The following is a 3858-nucleotide window of genomic DNA, read 5'->3' as shown; positions in this document are numbered from 1 at the left end:
AGGGCGGGCCGGAATGCCGGGGGCCGCCGGACGCGGCACGGGTGCGATCTGTGCCGCGGGCCGCAGCACAGCGGCCCCTGGCGGTACGGCGGCGGGGCGGCCGTGCTCCTCCGGTGGCGCCACCTCGGTGCGTACGACGGTGTGGCCATCGGTCCGCACCTCGCGCTCGCGAAGGACGGGCTCGCCCTGCCGGGCAGCGGGCCGCGGCGGGGCGGGAACGCGGAAGACGGACTCCTCCGCGGGCGGGGCGTCCGCCCGCAGTGACTCGATCCGCTCGTACGGTCCGGGCAGCCGCGGCCGTACGCGCACCGGGCCGCCGGCGCCGCCCGCCGCGGAAGCCGCAGGGGCTCCCCCCGAGTGCCGCGCGAGCAGCCGGTCGAAGTAGTCAGGCATCTGCGCACAGCTCCAGGTAGTAGCGGCGCCGCAGCGGACTGAGCGCCAGGATCTCGCGCTCACTCCAGCCGTAGGCGGTGGCGAGCAGGTGGACGTCGAGCAGCTGGTCCCGCGCCCAGGAGTCGAGTTCGGTCCACAGGTAGGAGGCGATGTCCAGCTCGGCCAGGGTGGCCTCGCCGCACTCCGGGCAGGCGACCTTCAGCGTCACCTCGGCAGCCGGGTCGGCCTGCTCGACAGCCTCGGCGAGCCGCCGCTGCACCGGCTCCGGCAGGGCGGTCAGGCCGTCCGCGGCGACCGGTTTCCCGGCCCGTTCGGCCGAGAGGGTGCAGCGTGCCAGCAGTCGCCGCCGGGCGAGCGCCGGGCCGGCCTCCGCCTCCGCGCCGGATGCGCCGGATGCGGCGGGGGAGGCCGCGGCGAGGTCGGCGGCGGTGGGCAGCCGGAACTCGACCACCCATTCGCCCTCCGCCACCCGCAGCGGTCCCTCCCACCGCGGCTGCCCGGCGAGCAGTTCGTCCGTGTCCAGGTCGAACTCCATCGCCTCGGCGCAGCGGCCGCAGTCGATCCGCACCTGAAGCCGCTCGCCGAACAACGTGCGGCGCAGCGCGAACAGGTCCGCCTCCCGCTCGCCGAGCGGTACCGACAGCAATTCGCCGTCGGCCGCCGCCGGGCGGGCGGCCCGGTGCAGCAGCAGGGCTCGGCCCTGACCGTGCTGTCCCAGTCCCGCCTCCCAGGTGGCCAGCAGCTCCGCGGGCCCCGTCATCGCCATCCCCCGCTCCGTCCGGAGCTCAGGCCGGGTGGGTGAAGGAGGGCTCGGTGGGCTCCGGCACCTCGTAGTCACGCTCCCAGCCCTCGCACTCCAGCTTGAGACTCTGGATCGCCACCGCGTTGGCGTTGGCGTCCATCTCGCCCAGCACCTGGAACTCGGCCGGCCAGGCCCGGTAGAGCTTGTGCGAGACGGCCACCTGACCGGCCTCGTTGAGCACCTGGATCACGATGTCCCGGCGGAAGTCGGCCAGCGACACCTCGGCGCCGAGCCCCGCACCGACCTGCCAGACCTTGTTCGCCCAGCGGTCGAACTCGGGGTCGTGCGTGACGCCCCGTTCGAGTGTGATGCCCTCGAACTCGGAACGGCCCGGCGACTTCCGCGGAGAACTCGGGTCTCCGCCGTGCCGGTGCTTGACCACCTCGGTGGTCCGCTTCAGCGGACTGACCTTGCTGATGCCCGCGACCGTACGCCCGCCCCACACGACGAGGAACTTGAAGTTCTTGTACGGGTCGAAGCGATGGGCGTTGACCTGGAATTCAGCCATCGGATTCCCCAACCTCGAACTGTCCTGCCAGCTGCTGGATCTTGACGACCACGAATTCCGCGGGTTTGACCGGAGCGATGCCGACCAGCACGTTCACCACCCCGCGCTCGATATCGGCCTCTGTTGTGGTGTCCTTGTCGCACTTCACGAAGTACGCCGCACGCGGCGTGGTGCCCTTGAAAGCGCCCTGCCGGAAAAGCGTGTTGAGGTAGGCGGAGGTGTCCAGCCGGATCTGCTGCCACAACTGCTCGCCGTTCGGCTCGAAAACCACCCACTGCAGCCCTCGCTGGAGGCTCTCCTCGACGTGCAGTGCCAGCCGGCGTACCGGCAGGTACTTCCACTCGCTCTCGAGCGCGTCCGCCCCCTCCATCGTCCGGGCGCCCCACACCAGCGGGCCGACGACCGGGAAGGTGCGCAGGCAGTTCACGCCCAGCGGGCCCAGCAGACCGTTCTCCCGGTCGGTCAGCTGTACGGTCAGCGACCGGACGCCGGCGAGCCGGGCCTCGGTACCGGCAGGTGCCTTCCAGACTCCGCGATCGGCGTCGGTACGGGCGAAGACCCCGGCGAGGGCTCCCGACGGCGGGAAGGAACGCAGCCTGCCCGTCAGCGGATCGTTCAGCTGCAGGTGCGGGAAGTACAGCGCCGCGTGGTTGCTGCGCACCTGTTCGAAAGCGCCCAGGCCGGCCCGTGCGCTGTCCACGCTGACCCACGTGGCGGGGGCGTCGACCAGCAGGAAGATCCGCTGCTCCCGGCAGAGTGCCTGTGCCGCCGAGAGGACGGTGACCATGTCCTCGGTGGACTCGTAGGCCGAAAGCTCCGGCAGGGACAGCAGGTTGACGTCGTCGACGTCGCGCAGTGCCTGGAGCCCGGTCTTGCGGGCCTCGCTGCCGATGATGTCGCCCGGGCCGGGGGGATCGCCGTCCACGCCGCCGCTCAGTGCGAACACGGGCGGGTTGACGGTGGCCTCCAGGCCCAGGTCGTTGGCGCACTCGCCGACGAAGCGGACGACGTCGTCCGGGTCCAGGGACCCGGCGACCACCTGGATCCGCCGGCCGAACGCGGCGACCTCGGCCCCGGCGAAGGCCCGCTTGCCCGGGGCGTCCGGCAGCGCGCGCAGCTTGCGCTCCAGGAGCAGGGCCAGCTGGGTGACGTCCGCGGGGGGATCACCGTCCTGGTCCGGGTCGTACAGAGTGAACTCGCGTTCCACCTCACCGATCTTGACCGTGAGGTCGACGGCGAGGTCGGGGAGTTCGGACCCGAACGGCTTGGAGACCGTCCCGGAGGGATCCGGGCGGCCCTCGCCGAGCACCTCCACCTGGACGAGCGCGGAGCCCTCGTTGACCACCGTCTCCACGAAGCGGCCATGGCCGGACTGCATGGAGAGCCCCGTGAAACTCTCCCGCGCCCCGCCCTTCGCGTCGAGGACGTGGAGGTTGAAGGTCTCCTCAGGAGTGCGAGTGTCGTGGTCGACGGCGACCCGGAGCCCCGACCCCCAGACGCCGGGCTCTTTCGCACTCACCTTCAGCACCGGGCATTCGCTGCGGTCCTCGGTGGACTCGAGCGTGACGCAGGCCGCCTCACCGGTCCCGGACGCGGCCACGCGCACGACGACGGCGACCGTGCCGCCGTTGCCGAAGAACTGGTGCACGGCGTAGCTGACGGCGCTCTGCGAGGTGAGGCCGCCGAAACGGCGCTCGAACTCGGCGAAACTGGTGATCCGGACCGGCTTGTTCAACGGACCCCGGCGGGTGTGACCGACAAAGGCGGTCACCGAGGTGGTGACCCCGCCGATGGTACGGACGCTGCTGGGAAGCTCTTCGATGTATACGCCGGGATAGCTCGTTTGCGTCAGCATTCCCCCTCCAATCCCTACGGGCACCAAGAGATGCGCAGGAGGGATGAAAGAGCGTGCTCGACGCACACTTCCGCTGTGAAACTCCCCCGTCGCACACCCCGTGCGGTAGCCATACCGCAGGGCCCCGTACATGACCCGTGGATCACATGACGTGTGGCTCCTGGCGCATGAATGCCCTAGCAAGACTGGGGGAGTTCACCGAAGCGGGTCAAGGAGCCGTTTCGGCCATGTGGCGGCTGAAGTGTCCGATTATGCATACGTGGGTGACGGTATGGAGTATTCCGGTGAAGAGTTCATGGA

General features: G+C 70.7%; 3 protein-coding genes and 1 pseudogene. All 4 read right to left on the bottom strand.

Going from position 1 to position 3858, the window contains the following annotated elements:
• Positions 1 to 393 (bottom strand): annotated as a pseudogene (locus ACRDP3_RS02065) (hypothetical protein); the annotation flags it as partial.
• Positions 386 to 1159 (bottom strand): hypothetical protein, encoded by a 774-nt coding sequence (locus ACRDP3_RS02060; protein WP_431515056.1) that lies wholly within the window; start codon positions 1157 to 1159, stop codon positions 386 to 388. The pseudogene ACRDP3_RS02065 and the gene ACRDP3_RS02060, both read right to left, overlap by 8 nt.
• 19 nt (positions 1160 to 1178) lie before the next feature.
• Positions 1179 to 1703 (bottom strand): phage tail protein, encoded by a 525-nt coding sequence (locus ACRDP3_RS02055; RefSeq protein WP_431515055.1) that lies wholly within the window; start codon positions 1701 to 1703, stop codon positions 1179 to 1181.
• On the bottom strand, positions 1696 to 3558 hold the full coding sequence (locus tag ACRDP3_RS02050; RefSeq protein WP_431515054.1) for a phage tail sheath family protein: 1863 nt from the start codon (positions 3556 to 3558) through the stop codon (positions 1696 to 1698). Before ACRDP3_RS02050 ends, ACRDP3_RS02055 begins: the two co-directional genes overlap by 8 nt.
• Between the last annotated feature and the right edge of the window lie 300 nt (positions 3559 to 3858).

Origin of the sequence: Streptomyces sp. (assembly GCF_050698815.1) — a bacterium.
In the GTDB taxonomy this organism is placed as follows: Bacteria; Actinomycetota; Actinomycetes; order Streptomycetales; family Streptomycetaceae; genus Streptomyces.
This window is presented reverse-complemented; position numbering and strand designations above follow the sequence as displayed.